This window comes from Thalassotalea mangrovi, from assembly GCF_005116735.1.
Taxonomy (GTDB): Bacteria; Pseudomonadota; Gammaproteobacteria; order Enterobacterales; family Alteromonadaceae; genus Thalassotalea_A; species Thalassotalea_A mangrovi.
On record NZ_SWDB01000035.1, the window covers coordinates 48,464 to 67,918 of the forward strand.

General features: G+C 47.8%; 9 protein-coding genes and 1 pseudogene. 8 read left to right on the forward strand and 2 right to left on the reverse strand.

Going from position 1 to position 19,455, the window contains the following annotated elements; all coding sequences use genetic code 11:
- The first annotated feature begins 6 nt into the window (after positions 1-6).
- A complete protein-coding gene (locus E8M12_RS14455) occupies positions 7-753 on the forward strand; it encodes a FadR/GntR family transcriptional regulator (RefSeq protein ID WP_136736981.1) in 747 nt (248 codons plus the stop codon).
- A 192-nt stretch (positions 754-945) separates the two neighbouring features.
- Here E8M12_RS14455 and E8M12_RS14460 read toward each other — a convergent pair whose 3' ends face one another.
- Together E8M12_RS14460 and E8M12_RS14465 are read right to left on the reverse strand one after the other, a co-directional pair.
- Positions 946-1,938 (reverse strand): family 16 glycosylhydrolase, encoded by a 993-nt coding sequence (locus tag E8M12_RS14460; RefSeq protein ID WP_136736982.1) that lies wholly within the window; start codon positions 1,936-1,938, stop codon positions 946-948.
- A 113-nt stretch (positions 1,939-2,051) separates the two neighbouring features.
- Complete coding sequence (locus tag E8M12_RS14465; protein WP_136736983.1) at positions 2,052-4,490, reverse strand: alpha-amylase family protein; 2,439 nt, start codon at positions 4,488-4,490, stop codon at positions 2,052-2,054.
- 254 nt (positions 4,491-4,744) lie between these two features.
- On the opposite strand from E8M12_RS14465, the gene E8M12_RS14470 reads away from it, so the two are divergent.
- The 7 genes and pseudogenes from E8M12_RS14470 to E8M12_RS14500 form a co-directional block, all read left to right on the forward strand.
- Positions 4,745-6,271, forward strand: a complete 1,527-nt coding sequence (locus tag E8M12_RS14470) for a sulfatase family protein (protein WP_136736984.1) — start codon at positions 4,745-4,747, stop codon at positions 6,269-6,271.
- A 35-nt stretch (positions 6,272-6,306) separates the two neighbouring features.
- Complete coding sequence (locus tag E8M12_RS14475) at positions 6,307-7,752, forward strand: sulfatase-like hydrolase/transferase (protein ID WP_136736985.1); 1,446 nt, start codon at positions 6,307-6,309, stop codon at positions 7,750-7,752.
- Between the two features lie 373 nt (positions 7,753-8,125).
- Positions 8,126-9,277, forward strand: a complete 1,152-nt coding sequence (locus E8M12_RS14480; protein WP_136736986.1) for a mandelate racemase/muconate lactonizing enzyme family protein — start codon at positions 8,126-8,128, stop codon at positions 9,275-9,277.
- Positions 9,274-10,704 (forward strand): aldehyde dehydrogenase family protein, encoded by a 1,431-nt coding sequence (locus E8M12_RS14485; RefSeq protein ID WP_136736987.1) that lies wholly within the window; start codon positions 9,274-9,276, stop codon positions 10,702-10,704. Before E8M12_RS14480 ends, E8M12_RS14485 begins: the two co-directional genes overlap by 4 nt.
- A gap of 132 nt (positions 10,705-10,836) precedes the next feature.
- Complete coding sequence (locus E8M12_RS14490; protein ID WP_136736988.1) at positions 10,837-14,559, forward strand: TonB-dependent receptor domain-containing protein; 3,723 nt, start codon at positions 10,837-10,839, stop codon at positions 14,557-14,559.
- Between the two features lie 68 nt (positions 14,560-14,627).
- A complete protein-coding gene (locus tag E8M12_RS14495; protein WP_136736989.1) occupies positions 14,628-16,352 on the forward strand; it encodes an Ig-like domain-containing protein in 1,725 nt (574 codons plus the stop codon).
- 155 nt (positions 16,353-16,507) lie between these two features.
- Positions 16,508-19,455: pseudogene (locus E8M12_RS14500) on the forward strand (hypothetical protein); the annotation flags it as partial.

Consider the following 19,455-nt stretch of genomic DNA (forward strand, 5'->3'; position numbering starts at 1 on the left):
ATAGGTATGAGTGAATTAGTTTATTACGATTTAAAGCGCGCAACCAAAATGACTCCAAGTCTTTCTGTTCAGGTTGCTCGTGAGTTAGGACGACGTATCGTTGCCGGTTCGTTTGAACCAGGCTCATTGATTGAAGACGAAAATGCCCTGGCTGAGCGCTATCAGGTCAGCCGGGTGGTGATCCGCGATGCGGTAAAAATTCTCGTTGGCAAAGGCTTGCTGGATGTCCGTCGTGGCATCGGTACCAAAGTCCGTCCTCGCAATGAATGGATTTTACTCGATGACGATGTACTGGCTTGGCACATTACCGCGCCGCCGAATCAGGAGTTCATCAGCCAGTTAATGGATGTTCGCCTGGCATTTGAGCCGAAAGCGGCTCGCTGGGCGGCAGAAAGAGCCGACGCAGAAGCGTTAAAAGACATTGAAGATGCGGTTATTCGCATGGAACAGGAGTCGGGTTCCCTGGAAAAATTCGTCGTCGCTGATGCACTGTTTCACAAAGCGGTATTACGAGCAGCGCACAATGAATTCCTGACAGCAATGGAAGGGGTGATTTACTCGGCGTTACTGGTCAGTGTGCGTATTACCAACCAGGATCCGCGTAACAATAGTGATTCGGTCAAATTTCATCGTGATGTTTATGAAATGATCGCCGCGGGTGATGGTTCAGGTGCTGAGCAACTGACCGAAAAGTTACTAAAAGATGCGATTCGTCGCTTAAAAGACGCCTTTGGCGACAGCTTCCGCGAGTAAATGATTTGCCATGGGTTAAAAGAAAAGGGCTAATTTAGCCCTTTTTTTATGGTCACAGATAGTTCGCCAGACTTTGCCTGAAACCGCAGTAACTTGAGGTGAAATAGCAAAGCAGTTGATGCATCGCTGCCGCCCGACTGCAACACAATCATCTCACCAGCTGCGATAATCGATGCTGGTGAGTATTATATGCTAGTGTTTCTGCCACACCCGAACGTATTCAATTTCGAAATCGACGATACCGTCGTCTTTTTCACCCGCAGGACTGTTTTTTTCTAAATCCTCCTTACTGTCAGGAATACCATGCCAGGGGAAGGTTTCCTGATCTAGCCACAGGGTGATCGGCTTATCGGCAACATAGGCGTTATAATCGTCGCTGACATTACGATTTTCTTCTGCCCATTGCTGAATTTGTTCGCTGCTAACATCGGATATGAGCTTGCCATCTACATAATACTTGATGCCGTTTTCATCCCATTCGAAGCCATAAACATGAAAATCATCGGCCACTCGAAAGCCTAAATCTTTATGTTCGGTATAGATCGGCTTGCCAGGTTTGTCTGTATTTTTACTCCAGTCTCGAATCGACCACCATAATTCCCGGTCCAAATCGGCTTTTTTCGGATCACGGTGATCACCAAACTGTTCAAAAAAGTCAATTTCCAGTTCCTTGCCCATTGACCAGAAGGCACTGGTAATTTCTGCATCTGCCGCCTTGCTCTTTATTTCGATATAGCCATATTTGAATTCTTTACGGCCAATGAAGCAGGCGGTGGTAATGTTTTCATAGGGCAGGGCATCACCAAAAACCGGTTTGTGAATTTCCTGGCTGAACGGAAAATCCGGTTCCCAGCGAGTTTCCAGGATCAGTTTACCGTCCTCGAGTCGATAGTTACGTCCGGAAAATTGTGAGGGTGCACGACCTTTCCAGACGCGTTTATTGGGCTTGTCAGGATGCTTGTAGATGGGCTTACCGTCTTCGAATTTACCGACAATATACCAGCGCTCTTCATCGATGGTGGGTGCATCGAATTCATCACTCACCTCAGTGTTCAACACCCAGCCACCGTTATTGTTCGGATCGGATACCGGTAGCAGTTTGGGGGCAATGGTCTGGCTGCAGCCGGTAAGGACCGTAAATATGCCTAATGTGCCTGAAAACAGACGAAAATTTCTTGCTAACATGTGTTGTTAGTTCCTGTTCTAAGAGCGTTAGCAACCCTTAGAACCAGCCTTATCGGCTGATTCCAGGGTTACGATTCGCGTTACTAGGGATTGCTAAAGGATTACGGCGGCGACTATTGAACCTTAACTTCAAGCAGTAGTACGCCTTCAGAGGCCAACTCAAACGTGTTGTCCATAGCATTATTGGTCATCAGGTCGGTAATCTCGATAACCTGGCCATTTTTTGCGCTTAGGGAAAGTTTCGCACTGTTATGGCCGACATTGAGAATATTTACCAGGTAACTACCATCTGGCTGTGCCATCACCCGCCACATCGTGGTTTTATGAGCGAGTCCATTATCTTCGCTAATGATAATTTCAGGTTGGCTCGATGCTTTCACTTCCGCCAGGGCTGCCTGCTTAATGGTATTAATGTCCTGGCTGTCTAATACCAGTAGCTTGCCTTTACCGGCCTTGAGCTTGTCGGCGCGCGGCTGACCATACTCATTTAATGACAGGGCGTTTTTGCTATCGAGAATCACCGTACCGCCATTACTCAGGTAATTTTGCAAGGTTGCAAATTCTTCGTCGGTGACATACTGATTACGATAAACCACAACTACGTCCCAGAGGTCATTGTCCTGCTTTTCAATAATGTTTTTGGTGACAAAACCTAAAGGAAAACCTTCAAAGAAAATCGACTCGTAAAGTTTGTAACCTTCTGTCATATAGTCATCAATATTGATGGCTGTTGTTTCCGTATAGAACAAACGGATTGGACGACGTTGTTCGCGCAGGGCGACTATCTCTTCGGAGAAACTGTTGAGGTCGTACATCACCTGGGTGACTTCGTTGGTCACATGCGGCTGCATATTGTTAGAGCCGGCATAGGCACCACCCAGGCCTGGGTCAAAGAAATCCAGTTCCCCTTCGAGGCGGTCTTCAGGAGAACCATCGGGATCCCGGGCCCAGAACCAGCCCATATTCGCATCCATGCCTAACAGGGTGGCTAACCAGTAAACGCTGCGCACATAACTGGTGCGGGTGTTTAGGTCGCGCCATTGGCCGGATGATAAGAAGTGTGATTCTGAGTTTACATTAATCTTATCGGGCGCCACCGATTCCATAAAGTCATGGAACATCGCGACAATGCCCCAATGATAAGAATACTTTTCGATCCATTCTGACGACTTGCCCGGGCGGATATTTCGGCTACCAAAGGACTTTGCATCGTGGCCAACCATAGTGGTTAACTCGGATAACGCTTCGGTATCGATGCCACCGGAGCGAGCATCTTCCATAAACATCCGTGGCATGATTTTAATATGGGTATCGGCGTCCGGATTTACCGAATGCAATTCGTTTTGCACGAAGGTAAACCAGTCGGTCGCACGGTCCATATTGTATCGGCTCCAGTCATACCAGATGGGTTTACCCTGCAGGGCCGGATCGATAGGGATCTCTATTTGGACATTGTCGAAACCAGAGAAGCTGGTTTGCCAGTTGGCATTTAATCCCGCGATATCACCATCATATTTGCGCTCAAGCCAGCTACGGAATTTATTCAGGGTATAAGAGGAAATGGAATTCATTTCTTTAAAGTTCTGGGTCCAGTGACCTTTTTCCGCGTACCAGTGTGGCTCATTGGCCAGCACAAAACCAAGTTCGGTAACTTTTTTACCTTTGGTTAACTCACCGGTTTTACGAATGATTTTTCCCCAGACTTCACGTACCAGTGGGTTATCGATATCAAATCCGGTAAAAAGGGAGCGGCCTTTTCGTACTTCTGGTTCGCGCTCCTCTACCCATTCTGGAATCCCCATAATCCAATACACCAGAAAGCCAATGTTGGTATCGGGAATACTGGTCAATTCTTTCAGTAGCTCTTCATCAAAGCTACCGTCCTCTTTTACTAAGAACGAATTGATGGCACGGTCGTGATCAACCGGGTATAGGTTTTCACCACCATGATACAAAGCACCTAAATGGTCGTTGTAGATATCGGTATTGGTCAGTGGTTGTCCTACAGTTTTTGAGAAGTAATCATAAGGGAAGATGGGTTTACCATTACTGATAAACATATTGTCGGCTGCTTTGGTGCCTTGCCAGTCGACTTTGTTTACCGGGCGGCGCTTGATTTCACCGCGAAGCTCCTGAGCCAATACATCAATACCCCGGTCGAGTATTTCGATGACTTTCTGGCGTTCAAAATCCGGCAGCTCAGCTGCTAGCTTTTGCTTATCCTTGGCGTAATAACGTTCATAACCAAAGGCCGCTTCAATCGCTCCAGGATTCGCTTCATCCCAATTGGCAAATTTGAGGAACTGCTCGGCAAACCAGATAATGGTTTCCTCACGGGCCACATCAATGTCTTTGCTTTTTGCTTCTTCCATCATGCTGGCAAGGGTGTCCATTTTTGCCCTGGCGGTTTGCTCCAGCTCGCTTATCTGTCTTAGGTTTTCCGTCGTGGTCTGGTTAATGTTGTTGGCCTGTGATGCTTCTTGTTGTGGGCTACATCCTGAACTTAGCAATAAGGCAGCGGCGATCGAGGCCGCAATAGCATGGCGTTTCATGATTCTCTCACTTTGTAATTATATTGTTGTGTCATAAATTGCATCTAATCATACATCAACATGCTATTTTATCAAACATCATATGTTTATCTCGAGGTGGGCTACTGGGGGTTGATTTCTGTTTTACTCTTAAACATATTATGTTTAAATAGATCATATTATAAGTTGGCAATGTGTTCAGGCAACGCCGTGTCCACCTGTCAGCGTTAACGATAACAATAAACCAAATGATAGAGTTATTCAGGCCCTTGGATATGCAAAGAAACGTTACTAAAACCCTGTCGTTGTTAGTGCTCGCTACCGCGTTAGCGACTAACAGTGCATGGGCGACGACATCGTCGGAACAAAAACCGGCTAAAAAGCCGAACGTATTAATCTTAATGTTTGATGATATGCGTTTTGATACCTTTTCTTACCGCAATGGACCGGTAAATACCCCGAACATCGATCAACTTGCCAATGAGTCGACGCGCTTTGATAACGCGATGACCACCACGGGACTTTGTTCACCTTCGCGCGCCGCATTCTATACGGGGCGCTGGGGTCATAAAACCGGCCTCGATGATAATGTTGAATTGTATTCAACTCGTCTGGCTGAATTAGACCCGAGTGAAGGTGGTTTGCTACGCCGGGCGTCAGACGCTGGTTATCTGGTTGGCCATGTCGGCAAATGGCACCTGGGCGCCCGCGGCACGGAAATGCGTGGTGCCGAAATTGATTTGGCCCACGGCCATGAACCGCGGGAACGATTCTCCCGGGTTTACACGCCTTATGGCAAAGTGCCGCAAATTCAGGGGTATTATGAAGGTAAGCTCGATAAAAACGGTGAAAAACACGAGTATTACATGACCCTGGATGGCACTTATGAGGATACTACCGCCTATAAAAAAGTGCTGGCAGGCAAACAGATGCTGAAGCAGATGGCGGACGACGAGCGACCGTTTTTTGGGGTGATTAGTTTTAATCAACCGCACCCGGCGTATCGTGTGCCTGAACCCTATGCCAGTATGTTCGACCCGAATGATATTGAATTACCGGATAACCACCTGGCTAAGCGGGTATATAAGCCGTTGGCCCAGGACGGCATCTGGTGGCCCTGGCATGATGTCGGGCATATGAGCGATACGGATTGGCGTAAAGCCCGGGCCTACTACTACGGGGCTATTGCGATGGTCGACCGTATCGTCGGTGAGCTTTTACAAACTGCCAAAGATGAAGGCGTTTATGAAGATTTGCATATCGTCCTCTGGGGTGATCAGGGCAGCATGATAGGTGAGCATACCTTATACGATAAAGGTCCTTATGCTTATGATGAATTAATGCGCATGCCATTATTGATCAAGAACCCATCATTACAGCCACGAATCGTTAACCGTCAGGTATCGGTGGTAGATGTTACCGCAACCCTGGCTGATGTGATGCAACTTGCCAGTGATGGTGATGAAGATGGACACACGTTAATTCCGTTAATGAAGCAGGGCGATAAAGCCGAGGAAGGGCAGCCGGACATCGCCCTCTACGCCTATGAATGGTACAACGGCAGTTGGTTTGGAATTCGCGCGATACGCACGCCTGAGTATAAATTTGTCTGGAATCCAGGGGATAATCGTGATGAATTTTATGACCTTAGCAAGGACCCGGGTGAAATCACCAATCAAATCAAAAATAACAAGTATCGAAAACAAATCGCCATGCTGGTGCGCCAGCTAATGACTGAGTTAAAACGCGTCGATGATCCATCTTTGGAAAAATTGACCCATCATGCTAAGGCCTATTTATAACAAGTAGACAGGATCAATCCTGCCTTGAGGACACTATGAAAACAACACTAATTTCCTTACTCAGCGCAACGTTTCTGCTGGCCAATGCCGCCTTTGCAGGATCGGATGTCGCGCGTCCCAATATTTTATTAATTTTAACCGACGATCAGGGCTATGCCGATGTCGGCTTTAACAATCAGCAAACGGATGTGGTAACTCCTAATCTGGACGCGTTGGCGAACAATGGCCTGGTGTTCAATTCAGCCTACGTTGCACACCCTTTTTGCGGACCCAGCCGGGCAGCACTGATGACTGGCCGTTACCCACATAAAATCGGCTCGCAGTTTAATCTGCCAGTCGGTGGTTCCAGCACGGGTATTGATGTCAATGAAACCTTTATCAGCAAAACGTTGCAACAGGCCGGTTACTTTACTGGTGCCATTGGTAAGTGGCACCTGGGGGAACTTGAGCCTTACCATCCGAACAATCGGGGTTTTGATGAGTTTTACGGTTTCCTGGGCGGCGGCCACGACTATTTTCCATCGCAATATCGTCCTAAATATGAGCATCTGAAAAAGCAGGGCATCACGCGGATGTATGATTACATTACGCCTCTTCAACACAATGGCAAGGAAGTAAGGGAAAGCGAATACATCACCGATGCCCTAAGCCGGGAAGCGATTCGGTTTATCAACACCGCAGCCGATAATAAGCAACAACCATTCTTTCTCTACCTTGCATACAATGCACCGCATGTGCCGCTAGAAGCGACAGAGGAAGACCTGGCCAGGTTTGCTCATATCAAAGATAAAAAGCGCCGTACCTATGCGGCCATGGTATATGCCGTAGACCGGGGTATCGAAAATATTACCAAGGCGCTAAAAGATAGCGGCCAATTTGATAACACCCTAATTGTCTTTCTTAGCGACAATGGCGGTAATACTTCTAAAGGTGGCGTTAATACGCCATTGCGTGAAGGCAAAGGCAGCGCCCATGAAGGTGGGCACCGGGTACCTATGATGGTGCACTGGCCCGATGGCCTCGCTCGTTCAGGCAACTATGCATATCCGGTGTCTGCGCTGGATCTGTATCCAACGTTCGCCAACCTGGCTGGCGCTGAGCTGAATCCGGGTAAGATCCTTGATGGCGTGGATATCTGGCCACACCTAATGGCAAATACCAGCGCCCGTGCCGGGCAAAGCCTGTTTATGATGCGTCATCGTACCGCTGCCCATGATGTTTCGGTACGCCGCGATCAATGGAAAGCGGTACGGACTAAGAAAACCGGCAAATGGCAGTTGTTTGATATCGAAAATGACATGTCTGAAAAGCATGATTTAAGTGCCAAGCATCCCCGGATCCTAGAAGACATGATCCGCGATATCGCCCATTGGAGCTGGTCAAATGTACCACCTCGTTGGTTCCATATCCATGAAGAGGGCGATCTTTGGCGACAGCATGACATGCCACGATTCAGCGAGACATTTACCAACAAGCAATAGTTCTCCCAATGAAAAGCCGGGTAGTGGTAACAAGCTGCCTGGCTTTTTTATTGCCTACTCACTGATAACCTTGTATCGGGGATGTGTCAGACCCTGGCGGCAATGCCTTAACCAGCTCTCAGCACAACATGAAACCGATCCAGAACAGCTCAAAACCCGCCGTTATTGGTGCGTATTTGCAGCTTTGCTCACCGTCATTTACCTGCCGCTATCGCCTCTAACATCTTCTTCAACTTGCAAAAATAAACCTTTCTTTTAGTAAAAGTATTGATAATATAAACATCATATGTTTATATTGATTCTATAATCTTAGAGTTTTTTGTATCCGCATATTGGTAAAGAGTCATCAATTGTTCGGACAATTAGGCAAACAATGAAAATAAAATGTATCAAAACCCATCATGTGCGCTGTGAGTTACAACAGCCGTTTGGGTTCTCACAATGGTCCTACAACCAGCGAAATGTCTTGTTGGTGGAAGTCATTGCAGATAACGGCGTATCGGGCTGGGGCGAGTGTTATGGCCCTGCCGATGTGATTCAGGCAGCCGTTGAAAAATTTTATGCGCCGCGCATTATCAATATGGATGCGCTGGCGATTGATGCTGTCTGGCATCATATGTGGCGCTCCTCTTTAGACTTTGCCCGCTCAGGCATCATGATGGCCGGCATGTCTGGCATTGATATGGCGCTTTGGGATTTAAAAGGCAAAGCGACAAACCAGAGTGTCAGCCAGATGATGGGAGGTCAACAGCGCGACAAAGTCAGTTGTTATGCCACCGGCATGTATTTTAGAGATTTACCGGAAGATGAATTACTGGTTGCCCTGGTCGATGAAGCCGTTGGCTATGCCAAGCAGGGATATCAGGCGATGAAAATCAAAGTCGGCAAGAATCCTGATTTTGACGAACGCCTGATTGTTGCCATGCGTGAAGCTTTGCCTAACACGATTCTGGCCGCCGATTCTAACCATGCCTATTGCCTGCCGGAGGCTAGCCGGATTGCTAAGGTGCTGGAGCAGCACAATTACATTTGGTTTGAAGAACCATTATCTCCGGAGCATCCGGACTTATTCCGCCAGTTGCAGGATAAAACCACGGTTGCCATCGCGACCGGTGAATGTGAACAAACCCGCTATGGCTTCGAACGTCTACTAAACACCGGTGGCGTGCAGTTAGTGCAGGCGGATCTTGCCTACTGTGGTGGTCCCAGCGAAGCCTTAAAAATACGCGCACTTGCATCTGCCAAGGGCTTGAATATGATCCCCCATGTCTGGGGCACGCAACTTAACCTTGCCGCCGCGGTACATTTCCTGGCAACCGCCTATCCGGAGCCCGGCCGTGCAGAAGCTAAAACTCTCCTGCTTGAATATGATCGCACTGAAAATCCATTGCGAGATCAACTGTATAGCCAAAACGTGCAAGTGACCAATGGTGAAGCCATGGTTCCCGACGCGCCAGGATTAGGTGTTCAAATCGACTTGGACATGCTGCAAGAATTTAACGTAAGTACAACAGAGACCTTATGAATACGCACCAATACAAGATGCTGATTGACGGCGAATTGATCAGTACCGAACAAACTTTTCCTGTCGTCAACCCGGCGACCGGCGATGTTGTCGCACAGGCACCACAGGCTGGCCCCGAGCATATCGAGCAAGCCCTGATAGCGGCAGATAAAGGCTTTAATCTCTGGTCATCGATGCCACTGAGCGAGCGCGAACCACTGATCCTGGCCTATGCCGACTTGCTTGAGCAACACAAACAGGAAATTATTGATATTCTGATTGCCGAGACTGGCAAGCCATACGATAACGCCGATTATGATTTTGGCATGTTGGTTACCTGCCTGCGTTATTTCGTTGAAGAAGCAAAACGCATTGAACAACCGGTTATCCCAGATCCCGACGGTCGTTTCTTACATTATATGCGTCGCCAGCCTCTAGGGGTTGTGGTCGGTTACCTAGCCTGGAATTTCCCGCTGCTCAATGTTGGTTACAAAATTGGACCGGTACTGGCCTCAGGATGTTCGGCCATTATTAAGCCTTCCCAGGTGACGCCGCTGGCCAGCTTACGTTGTGCTGAACTGGCGATTGCAGCCGGTATCCCTGCTGGTGTCATCAATATGATTTCCAGCGATCAGTACGATGTTACCGATCCGCTGTTAACCAGCGATAAAACTAAGCTGTTCACCATGATTGGCTCTACCAATGCCGGGGTGAACTGCATGAAAAACTCCCTGACCAACTTAAAGCATTTCTCTGTCGAGCTTGGTGGTAATGCGCCAGTAGTCGTTTATGACGATGCCGATTTGGATAAAGCGGTACAGGATATTGTCGATCTGAAATTTGGCAATTCCGGCCAGGTCTGTGTATCGCCTAACCGCTGTTTTGTCCATGAGTCGGTTTATTCCGCTTTTCTGGAAAAAGCTAAGGTTCGTGCCGAGGGGCTGACGCTTAGAGCCGGTAAGGGTGAAGGCCGGATGATGGGGCCGATGATTAATGGCAAAGAACGTGAGCGGGTGATTGGTCTGATTGAACAGGCAGTCGCAAATGGCGCAAGCCTGGTAACCGGTGGTAACAAAACCGCTGATGCAGGGTTTTACCTACAACCTACCATTCTAGCCGATGTCGACCTGTCTATGTCAGTGGTTCAACAGGAAATATTTGGCCCGGTATTAGCGGTGCTGCCATTTTCCGATAACGACGACATTTTAAGCCTGGCCAACGACAACGAGTTTGGTCTCGCTGCATACGTCTATACCACCAATCTACAACGCGGTCTGCAGGCGGCGGAAAAAATTCAGTCGGGCAGTGTTTGTATTAACGAAGCTCACTATGCGGTGCAATTACCTCATGGCGGCTTAAAGCAGTCAGGCATCGGTAAAGATTGTTCGAAATACAGTTTAGAAGAGTACATGACCCTTAAACGCGTGTCGGTGCTTATCAATAATTAACAATATTTAAAAAACAAGCAATTTAATAAAACCAAAAGATTCAACTAATTAAAAAATTCAAAAGGTTGGCTGATTAAGTCGTTCAAAAAACCTGAGAAAAACCATAACAAGAAAATGGGGAGTAAACACAACATGAGGCAGCAATTTAAGTTATCAGCCCTGTCGGCTGCTATTCTGGCTTCAATGATGTCGACCCCTCTGTATGCTGCAGAGGAAGAGACGGAGGAAAAAGCTAAGGCCGAAAATGAGATTGAAGTCATTGAGGTACAAGGCTTTAGAGGCAGTTTGAAGCGGGCGATCAATGCCAAGCGTTTTTCTGAGTCGGTATCGGATTCGATTTCCGCCGAAGACGTGGGCAAATCAACCGACCAGAATATTGCCGATGCATTATCACGGGTAACCGGGGTAACGGTTCAGGAAGAAGCGGGTGAAGGTACCCGTATATCCGTGCGTGGTGCCGGTCCGTCACTAAACCAAATTTCCATGAACGGCGTCGCCCTGACCGGTGGTATGAGTACTGACGGCTCTAATGCCGATGCCACCAACGATAACAGTGTTGATTTAAGTGCGTTCTCTTCCAGTGTTTTATCCTCCATTGATGTTATCAAAACCGCTTCAGCCGACCAGGACGAAGGTTCACTAGGTGCAAACGTTGTTTTACGTACCGTTAAACCTCTGGAACTGAATCGCCCGCGTCGCTCGTTTACCGTTGAAGGTCGCTATAACGAATTTGCCGATGAAAACGATGCACACCTGAATTTCAGTATTGCCGATAAATTTTTCGATGATACTTTCGGTTTTGTTTTAACCGCTTCGAAAGATGAGCAAAAAACCCGTACCGACAGAATAAACACTAACTGGGAAGCGGGTGCGATAGCAATTAGCGATATTTCCTCGAATAATGTAAATTCCCGACCCGCGCACGATGTTGCTACCGGCAAGCCGATCAGGGTGTTAGGTTATCAGCGTGATGCTGATGGCAATATGATTCTTGGTGATAATGGCCAGCCATTGCTTAATCCGATTGAATCTCTGGTGGATTACGATCCGGAAACCCAAATCCTGCATGAAGGGGATTTATACGTCCTTGCTCGCGACAGCATCAACATGAGCTTGAGCACTGATGAGCGTGAACGTTTTACCATTACCTCGGGCTTACAGTTTCGCCCGACCGATGATTTAGATATTCAACTGGACATCACTCACACTGAACAGGATATTTACACCGATTATCACGGTCTGAATATGAATATCTCACCGGCGCAACCACTGATTCACCCGGATGATGATAACCTGGCCCTTAACGCTGTCGATTTAACCAACAATACCCTGGTGAAATCCAGTAGTCGTGCCATTACCGGTGGCCTGCTGCGTTCTTCCGGCTTGCGTGAAGTCGACTCTGATGTTGCCAGCCTGAAATTTGATTATATTATTTCCGATAACCTGACCATGGACTTGATGTTAGGGTATTCTCGTACCACTGACGAAACCCCGGATCAGGACAGTAAAGACCGTTATGTCAGTATGAACACCGCAACCTGGGGTACGGCCGGAGCGGAAGTGGTTTACGAAATGCCGGATGCAGCCCTGGAGATGGTCGGGTATGACTGTTCGAGCGGCAGTTCCTGTAGTTACCTGACCGGTGAAACACCGGCAGTCTTTGATGCCTATGATGGCTCCGCTAACCTGGTTACCAGTCGATTTAACCCGTTAGACTTACAACATAACCATTTAAGCCGCTTTGTGTTTCGTAATAACAAACTCGAAGATACCAGTAAATCGGTGTTTTTAGATTTTGATTACGAACTGGATAATGAGTACGTTCGCTCGTTTGAATTTGGTGCTAAATATACCACCCGAACTAAAGACGTCCATGTACAGAATCTGATCATTGAAAATGCCGATGCCGATGCCCTCGAATCATTAGGGGATAGCGACGTACCGTTTGAAACCAGCGGCATGGGTACCATCAGTGTGATGGATATTCTTGCCGATGAGCAATTCCCGTATGATAACTTTGCCGACGATATTCAGGGTGACCGCTCTAATCCATTGTTTTTTGGCTGGCCATTGCTCGACAGTGATAAAGCTTTGGCGGCCTTTACCGGCTTAGATGATGTCACTAGCATCGGTGCTCGCGAAGATATTAACGGTTCTCGTGAAATCGAAACCGAAACCACCGCCGCCTATTTTAAAACCAATTTTGAATTAATGGATGGCAAGCTGACCGGTAATATCGGTATCCGTTACATTAAGGATAAAAATACTGCCACCGGTGTTGGTGGCATCCAATACCCGTCGCATTTTAGATTCCTTGATGCTTATAACCTATTGGAAGAGCGCGACCTGGCCAATATGGCGCTGGAGCCATGTCCAGCACCGATCCAGGCTGTAGTGCCGGGGGATAGTGGTCATAAATATGCGCCGGAAAACGCTGCCGATTTGCAAAATTGCTGGGCATGGCAAATTACCCATGCTTATAACAAAAATAATTCAGCGACCTTACCGTATGATCCGGTAACCGGCACCTGGCTGGTACCAGGCGCGGATGGTCAGGTAGGGCCGGACGTTAACCTGGTGGCCTATCGTGATCCACAAACCGGTGAGCTGGTTACCAATCCATTACCGGCACAAATTTATGACCAGAACGGTAACCTGGTGTCGTTAACCGAACGGGACTGGTTGCATTTCCACGCCGATGGTCATATCTGGCCATTCTGGGATTTAAGTACCGCAAATACTAATCCGCTGTATGCGCAATACGGTACCCAGATGTACAACCGTACCGCTATGGTCACCCAAAGTAATATCAATGAATTATGGTTACCTAGCTTAAACCTGAACTATGCCATTAATGATGAAATGATCGGTCGTTTTGCGGTAAGTAAAACCATGACTCGTCCACGTTTCGACTCATTGAACCCGCGGGTCCAGGTACAGGAACAATCATTCGGCAGTGCGACCGGTAGCGCCGGTAATGCCAACTTAAAACCGCTGGAGTCGAACAACGTTGACGTTTCCTGGGAGTGGTACTTCAACGAACAAAGCCTGTTGTCTGTGGCATTATTCTACAAGGATATGACCAACTTCGAAGAGACCGCCAATATTCCTTATCACTATCGTGATGTCAGAACCCAGTACGATTTGGAAAGTGCGGACCTGTTACTACCGTTTGATGAAAACCGCGAAGTTGGTGATGCCGAGGACTGTCATCCAAATCGTCATTATGGTGGATTCATCGATGAGTGGATCATCGAATGTGATGTTGCCAACGTTAATACCGTTAAAAATGGTAAAGGGGCAACCATTCAGGGCCTCGAATTTGGTTACACCCAAAACTATGACTTCTTACCAGGCTTATTATCAGGCTTTGGCTTGAGCTTTAATTATACCTATCAGGATTCTGAATCCGATCCAGAAGTGCTTGATGGTATTACCCTGAAATCTCTGCCTCAGCCATATACGCCGAAACACTCTGCCAATACCACCTTATTCTGGGAGCAAAATGGCACCCAGTTCCGCCTCGCGCATCGCTTTACTGATGATCAGTTAGTAAGCCGCGGCCTGGTGGGTGGTGCTACCTGGCAGGAAGAAACCGTTCGCCTGGACTTTAGTTCGAACATCAAGATTACCGACAATTTAAGTCTTACTTTACACGCTCTAAACCTGACCGACGACACTCGAAGAATTTATTACACCAGTGCCAACACGCGTGCTGCGAATAATGCCAATTCTTCAGAAATCGTACTGGATGAGGGTAATGCGCTGGATGATAGCAATGTCACCGAGTCTCGCACGGCGTCGATATTCAAAACCGGCCGTCAATTCCGTATCGGTATTCGCGGTACATTCTAAGCGTATTTTGAGTGATTAATTATTGCAGGCCCCGAATCTGGGCCTGCTAAAAAATTTGGAGAAGTAAGATGAAAACGAACTTACTAACAAAAACAATTCTAGCAAGTGCGGTATTGGTAGGCCTTTCGGCCTGTGGTACCGATGAAGGTTATAACCCGGGTTACGGTAACGATAACGGCATGATCAGTTTTGCTGATGCCAGTTTTAGCGCCGAGTTTGCAGAAAATAGTGGTGAACAGCGTGTTGATTTACTGCAGGGTGCCAGCGTCGATGGCGTAGCCCTGGCAGACACCGATGGCGCTAAGTTTATCAAAAACATCGACTTTGTTGAGCCGGAGGGTTTTACAACGCCTCAGGCCGAGTCTAATACCATCCCGAATCACCGAATTTCGCCATTTACCATTGATGGCACCGAGCTGGTGATCAATACCGAACTGTTTAGCGAGTCATTACGTGAGTGTGACAACACCGGTAACTTCCCGTCCACCGTTACCTATCAGGTAACGTATGAAATTGATAATGGCTACGAAGGGGGCGCAGCCGAGCGCCTGCTCGAATTAACCTTTAATGCTATTCCAGATCCAGTGACGGAAGTGGTTGCTTCATCTACTGAAGTACAGGCCGGTGGCACGGTGCAGATGGCAGCCTATCCGGTGCCCGATTATGTTTGTAATGCCAGCCTGAACTATGCGGTAGCCGATACTTCAATTGCTACGGTTGACGGCAATGGCTTAGTGACGGGCCTGGCAACAGGCACCACGGATGTTGTGATCAGCAGTGTCAGCACTCCGGAACAACAAACCACCGTAACCATCACAGTAACCCCTGGGTTTGTACTGAATGTCGATAATGGTGATGTTGATGAAAATGGTGTGGCAACGGGGTTGAAAGACCTGCCGGCCTGTGTTGCCACGGGCGTGACCGTATCACCAACATCCGTAGCCGACGATTTAACCGGGGACTATCAGTATCAGTGGACGTCTTCCAATGATAGCGGCTTTGCCATTTTAGACACCTTGAACAAGGGGTTTGGAGAAACCGCCGTCGTTAAAACCACCGATATGGTTGGTGAAAGCTCTAACATCGATATCGCGCTGCTGTCTGGCTTTACCGGGAGTACGCCAATTGCCGAAGTTCAGGACCGTACTTTGACGGTAAATTCGGTGAAAAATGAGATGTGTGACCCAGGTGTGTCGGAAAATGCCCTTGGTTTTAATACCGATTTTAACTTGGATGCAGTTGGCGCGCCTTATAAAGGCAACTTAGCTGGTTTCGCCGCGTCGAGCGATGCGGTTTCCGGCGAGGCATCGGTGCAGATCACCGCGGGCAGTGTCGTCACTGCCGAAGGCACGCCCTACACCATGGCTGCCCAACAGGTCTGGAATAAACAACGTCACTGGTACAGCTGGAATTACGGCCGCGGCTTTAACTCTATCGGCAAGACCTACAAATATGCAGTCTGGGTCAAGCTAGAGCAGCAACCGAGCGAGCCAGTAACCTTGCGTCATATTATTGTGCCATGGATTTTTGATGGTATTGAAGAGGGCGCACAGGGCTTCCCTGGACGTTATACCGAAGGCGGAGCCGCAATCTTTACCGCTGAGCTTGAGGCAAACACCGAATGGCAGTTTATCGAATTCGTTGAAGACAAGAGTCAAAAGCGTGAATGGTCGATTCCAAATACCTGGAGCACAGTGACGGATGTGTTTACTGTCTGGGAAATTTACGGCTTGCCGGCTGGTAATACCATTCTACTGGATGATTATAGCGTCGTTCGTACCGATGACCTGTAATTCTCTGGTCACTGAGAAACATATAATAAGTTAGTAACCACCACTTAAATCCCCGCCGATTGCCGCGGGGATTTTTTTACCAAATGAAAACTTGACTCACCAGTTATTGAACAAGCAGTAACGACTGGTATGAAACCATGTGGGGAAAAACAATAATGAAAATGAAGTTAAAGCATAGAAGCCTGTTGATGACAGCATTGCTGGCCGGGGGATTATTAACCAGTCCCGGCAGCATCGCTAATGAAAGCGATGGCAAGGCAACCAATAATAATGAAAATGCCAAACAAGGCCAGATATGTACACCAAATCACGATAAAGCCACGGGGCAGGGTAATGCCTATGGCAAAGACTTTGACTGTGACGGGATTCGCAATAAAGATGATGCCGATGATGATAACGACGGCATCAGTGATAATGATGAAATCCTGTTGGGCACGGAACCGTTAAATGACGATACCGATGGAGATGGCAGCATCGATGGTGTCGATGTATTCCCGTTAAATCCAGCAGAAGATACAGATACTGATCTCGATGGCATTGGTAATAATGCCGACAGCGATGATGATAACGATAATGTCTTAGATAACGCCGAAATTGCCAATGGCACCGACCCGTTAAACCCTGACACCGATGGTGATGGTAGCAACGACGATATCGATGCTTTTCCATTAAATCCGGCAGAAGATACGGATACCGATCTCGATGGCATTGGTAATAATGCCGATAGCGATGATGATAATGATAATGTGTCCGATAGCGATGAAGTAGCTCAGGGAACAGATCCGTTAAATCCGGATTCCGATGGAGATGGAGTGAATGATGGCGAGGATGTTTATCCACTGGATCCGGAGCGAAATATTGCGAGCGACGTGTTTTACTATGATTTTAACGTCAATCAAATTCAAACCGAAAACAATAACTGGGAAGGCTGGGTCTATCCAGCTCAGAATCGTGGGGTTATGGCGTTCGAGGCCGGCGCATCTCATGATGGCAGTGCAGCGTATTCTTATCAGGATACCAGCACAAATACCAATATCAGCCAAAATGGCATTCGATTTAATAACCGCACTAATCGAGACAATATCAATCCCTGGACAGATTATTTGGGAGATGCCCACGGTAAAACGCTCGAATCTGTATCCTTGTGGGTGAAAGTTGAAAAAGCAGTGCCCGGAAATGTGACCGTGGCGCATAACCTGGTGCCTTACCCATTGATTGATGATACCAAGGGTAAGACGATAAACGCCGGTATTGCCGTGGGACCACAATATGAAATGGTGATCCCCGCATCTGCCAACAATTCCTGGGTGCAGGTCGAGTTTATCGATAGCAATACCGGGGAGCGCCAATTCACCGTACCGGATACCTGGGTACATTACGATGGTGAATCTGCGATTCAGGTCTATCCACAGTTCTTGTTCGGCGGCCTTGAGGTTGGCGATAAGGTCTATGTAGATAACTATCGCATCAGCGACACGCCGCTGGAAAATCCATGTTGTGAACCTGTTGATGGTGGCGGTGACAATGGTGGCTCGTCTGGTGGCAGCTACAGCGGCGGTAACCTGGTAACCCCGGTCGCCGAGATAAGCGGTGCCAGTGCGGGTGACCGCTTTACCTTAGGTGATAACTTAACCTTTACCTATAACTTTGACGTTAACGAAATTGCTAGCGGCCAGGGAGCGCAAGGTTGGATTTATTCGATTATTGATCGTGGTGTCATGGCCTTTGCAGAAAATGCGGGTGAAGCAGGTTCGGCAATGTCCTATATCGACAGCAGCATCAATATCAACCCGGAACAAAACGGCATATTACTGCAAGACTGGAGTGCTAACCCGTTTACTATGATGTTCGCTAACCATGGGCATACCATTAACAGTGTATCCTTATGGGTTAAAACCGAGCTGGTCAGTGAAAAGGATATTGAGATTATTCATTACCTGATCCCCTATGGTTTGGAAGCAGGCAATAAGAGCGTCAACTATCCAGCGGGTATTGCCGCATCACCTAAACTGGTCGGCACGATTCCGGCTGGCAGCAACGGCTGGATAAAAGTTGATTTTGTCCAGCAAGGTAGTGATTCTGTTGACTTTACCATTCCGTCCACCTGGCTACATGCATCGGGCGGCGAGTTACAGATATATCCAGAATTTAAGTTTGCCAATACCGAGGTGGGTGACAAAATTTACCTCGATAGTTATACCGCGTCTTCTACGGTTGGCGAGCCGTTACCTATTCCTACGGACTTTTCGATTTCTTATGATTTTGAAGAGGCCACTGTGGCCCAAAATGGCGGCTGGGGTTATATCGCCAGTGGCTTTGGTACGATTGCATTGGAAACTGCCACCGGCTATTTGAACTCGAATGCCGTCTCTATAACCGACATCAATGATGGTACCTATATCAATAATCATTCTCTGTTGTGGCATAAGTGGGGTAATGCCAACCCATGGAGTAATGAGTTTGGCAATGGCGCTATCGATACTGAAATTCAGTCCGTCACACTGCGCGTGAAAGTTGAGAAGGGCGCTGGTAACAGCGGTACCGAGAATGTAACCATCAAACATCATCTATTGCCATGGAACGTTGGCGGCGCCAATAAGTTTGAAAAGGTTGCAGCTGCTCAGGCGGTTACCGCCGACTATACCACGACAGTAAGTGCCGATAACTTTGGCCAGTGGATTGAGGTCACATTTATCGACGCCAATACCGGATCAGAGTCGTTCTCGATTCCTGAAACCTGGCAATTAACCACCGGTGCTGACATTGTCGATGTCTTACCTGCCTTCTTTTTCGGCGGCCTGGAAGTCGGAGATAAAGTCATCATTGATGATTACCTGCTGATCGGTGACAACGCGCTGGCCCGTTCGGTAACCAGTGGTGACGACGGTGATGATGGTAGTGACTACGATGGCCCGGATTATGGCTTCCATGATGGCAGTGGCACGTATACGGAAAATCCGCGTCCACAACCGTTACCGGTAATCGATGCAGATTTCTACACTGAGCCAGTGAGTTTTAATGTTACCCGCAACCTGGTGACGGATTATCAGGTGAATAACACCGATATGGGCGATGATACGGCAGTGCTGCAGCAGGCCCTTGA